The sequence below is a fragment of the Pedomonas sp. genome (assembly GCF_036515995.1).
GTDB lineage: Bacteria > Pseudomonadota > Alphaproteobacteria > Sphingomonadales > Sphingomonadaceae > Pedomonas.
Window position 1 is genome coordinate 1 of record NZ_DATBUP010000207.1, and the last position, 2,854, is coordinate 2,854.

4 protein-coding genes are annotated in these 2,854 nt (G+C 64.8%); 2 read left to right on the forward strand and 2 right to left on the reverse strand.

The window, feature by feature from the left end; translation table 11 throughout:
* Window positions 1-958 (forward strand): aminotransferase class I/II-fold pyridoxal phosphate-dependent enzyme (locus VIG90_RS15180; RefSeq protein WP_331594360.1); only part of this gene is annotated, 958 nt, incomplete at its 5' end.
* A gap of 17 nt (window positions 959-975) precedes the next feature.
* Here VIG90_RS15180 and VIG90_RS15185 read toward each other — a convergent pair.
* Together VIG90_RS15185 and VIG90_RS15190 are read right to left on the reverse strand one after the other, a co-directional pair.
* Window positions 976-1,587, reverse strand: a complete 612-nt coding sequence (locus tag VIG90_RS15185; RefSeq protein WP_331594361.1) for a DUF938 domain-containing protein — start codon at window positions 1,585-1,587, stop codon at window positions 976-978.
* A gap of 37 nt (window positions 1,588-1,624) precedes the next feature.
* Window positions 1,625-2,329: a thermonuclease family protein gene (locus VIG90_RS15190; RefSeq protein ID WP_331594362.1), complete on the reverse strand. Its 705-nt coding sequence runs from the start codon at window positions 2,327-2,329 to the stop codon at window positions 1,625-1,627.
* Between the two features lie 276 nt (window positions 2,330-2,605).
* Between VIG90_RS15190 and VIG90_RS15195 the strand changes: the two genes are divergently transcribed.
* Window positions 2,606-2,854: serine hydrolase domain-containing protein (locus tag VIG90_RS15195; protein ID WP_331594363.1), on the forward strand; the 249-nt coding region annotated here is incomplete at its 3' end.

Below are 2,854 nucleotides of genomic sequence, written 5' to 3' on the forward strand. Positions count from 1 at the left end.
CCCGGCGCTGCGCCAGACGCTGGCGGACTATCACACCCGCCTGTGCAGCACGGCGGTGGGGCCGGAGCGGATCACCGTGACCTCCGGCGGCATGCCCGCCATTATGCTGGCAGTGCAGCTGGTTCTGACGCCGGGCGATAATATCGTCGTCATCGATCCGGTCTGGCCGAACATCGGCGGGATAACGCAGCTCCTGGGCGGCGAGGTACGCTCGGTGCGCATGGACCTGGACGAGCGGGGCTGGACGCTGGATCTGGGCAAGGTGGCGGCGGCGTGCGATGATCGCACGAAGGCGATTTTCTATGCCTCCCCCGGCAACCCCACGGGCGCGATGATCCCGCTCGCCCAGCAGAAGGAATTGCTGGAGTTCGCCCGCCCGCGCGGTATCTGGCTGATTGCGGATGAAGTCTATTATCGTCTCGTCTTCGGGCGCACGGCGGGTGATACCATTCTGGATATCAGCGAGCCCGAAGACCGGGTGCTCGTCATCAACAGCTTTTCCAAGGCCTGGGCGATGACGGGCTGGCGGCTGGGGTGGCTGGTGCATCCGCCCTCGCTCGGGCCGCGCCTTGCCATGATGGTGCAATACACGACCAGCGGCACCGCCACGTTCCTTCAGCATGCAGGCATTGCCGCCATTCGGGACGGCGAGGCTTTTGTGGCCGAGATGAACCGCTACTGCCGGCAGGGCATGGAAATCGTCTGCGATGCGCTGGAGCAGATGCCGCGCGTGACACTGCGGGCGCGGCCCGAGGCGGCGATGTACGCCTTCATCGAGATCGACGGGATGGAAGACAGCCGCGCCGCGTGCCTTGATATTCTGAACGCGACGCAGGTGGGGCTTGCACCGGGCATGTTCTTCGGCAGGGGCTCGGAGCGGTTCGTGCGCCTGTGCTTCGCCCGCGCGCCGGAGGTGCTGCACGCGGCGATGGAACGGCTGCGGCCCTACCTGTCCTAGCGACCTGCGGTGCGGGATCAGGCGCGCCGGAAGACGACGGACAGGTTGTTGGCGGGCATTTCGACCACTTTCACAGGCTCAAAGCCGTGGGTGCCGGCGAGGCTCTCCACGTCCTCAAGATTGCGCACGCCCCATTCGGGATTGCGGGCCTTGAGGCTGGCATCAAAGTCCGCATTGCTCGGCGCGGTGTGCTGGCCGCCGCGCTTGTAGGGGCCGTAGAGATACAGCACGCCGCCCTGCGGCAGCAGGCGGGCCGCGCCGCGCAGCAGGCCCTCGGTTGCCGCCCATGGGCTGATATGGATCATGTTGATGCAGACGATGGCCTCGGCCTGCTCAACCGGCCACGCGTCGGCAGTCACATCGAGCTGTAAGGGCGTACGCACGTTGGCGAGCCCGGCGTCTTCAACCCAAGCGCGGATCGAGGGGTGAAGGTCCGTGCTGAGATCGCTCGGCTGCCACTCTAGTTCCGGCAGAGAGGCTGCGAAATGCGCCACGTGCTGGCCGGTGCCGCTGGCGATTTCCAGCACAAGGCCCGCGGCCGGCAGATGACGGCGCAGTACCTGCAGGATCGGCTCCCGGTTGCGCTCGGCGGCGGGAGAGAACTGGCGGACGTCTTGTATCTGCGTCATGGCGGCATCCCGTCTGGTCAGGGTTTTTATAAGGGCGTCACCACTGGGCAGGCCGCCAGCCTGCCGCCTTGGCCTCGCGTTCAGAGCAGAACCAGCGCTCCCCCTTGGAGGTGTTGATGTTGGTTCTGGCATACCACGGGCTTTCGGCCGTGTGATAGACCTTCTCCCCCTTGGCGGTGATGTTGCCCTTGATCTTGCACTCGCCCGCAGTGACCGTCTGCACGGCCGAGGGGGACCTGGGCGTCGTCTTGGGGTCGGCCTCGCGCTTGCCGCGCCGCCAGTCCCACGGATAATCGAATGCGCCGGCCCAGACGCCGCGCTTCAACTGCTGGGCTTCAGCTTCCTGCCGCACATAATCTTCCGAATAGGAGCGGTAGGCGAGGGCGTGGCCCTGCTGGACCATCCAGCCGTTGAGATCGGTCGAGCCAAGACGGCACACGGCAACCACGCGGCCGTAGCGGTCCTTGTCCTTCTGCTCGCATTTTACCGGGCGATGCCGGATCAGGGCATCGAGCGCCAGCGCCGCGTTCTGTCCGCAGCGGACGGACTGGCCGGACTTGCGGCAGAGTTGCCGGGATTCCGGCGCGTCGATGCCATGGAGGCGAATGCGCTGGCCGTGGAGATCGAGCGTGTCGCCATCAATGACCGACGGCACGCCGGACAGGGTTTCCCGCTCGGTCACGACGCGCTCGCCCACCACGGCGGCAAGCAGACCAATTACGCCAATTACAACTTTAGTCATCAGGGAAACCTTGCGCATGGGACCATGCTCCGGGCGATGAATTAATAATGTGGAATTATTCAGTGGGCTTTTATGGGATGGCGGCACCATCGGCAAGGAAGATGGCCTTATCACCAGGAATTGTCCGGATAATAGATCGCACGCACTGCATAGCCAGCGGGTGACGGCGGCATGGCCCCTCGACAAGCGGGCAGGCGCTGTTTAACCATTTGAACGCAAGGGCGTGGCTGTGATTTGGCCTGCCCAGGGTGTTGCCAGGCGGCGTAAGGGGAACAGATGAGCCACGGGTCCGGACGCATGGGGTTTTGCGCTGAACGGCTTGCGCGCTTGGACCGGTTTCTCCAGTCGCGCTACATCGAGACCGGCAAGCTGCCCAATGCTCAGACTCTGATTTACCGCCGGGGCGAGGTGGTGCACCAAAGCTGCCTCGGACTGGCAGACGTGGAGCGTGGCAGGCCTCTGAGCGAAGACACGCTGTTCCGCATCTATTCCATGACCAAGCCCATCACCAGCGTGGCGTTCATG

Coding starts and splice junctions, on each gene's coding strand:
- VIG90_RS15190 (WP_331594362.1), bottom strand. CDS start 2,329: ATGACTAAAGTTGTAATTGGCGTAATTGGTCTGCTTGCCGCCGTGGTG.
- VIG90_RS15185 (WP_331594361.1), bottom strand. CDS start 1,587: ATGACGCAGATACAAGACGTCCGCCAGTTCTCTCCCGCCGCCGAGCGC.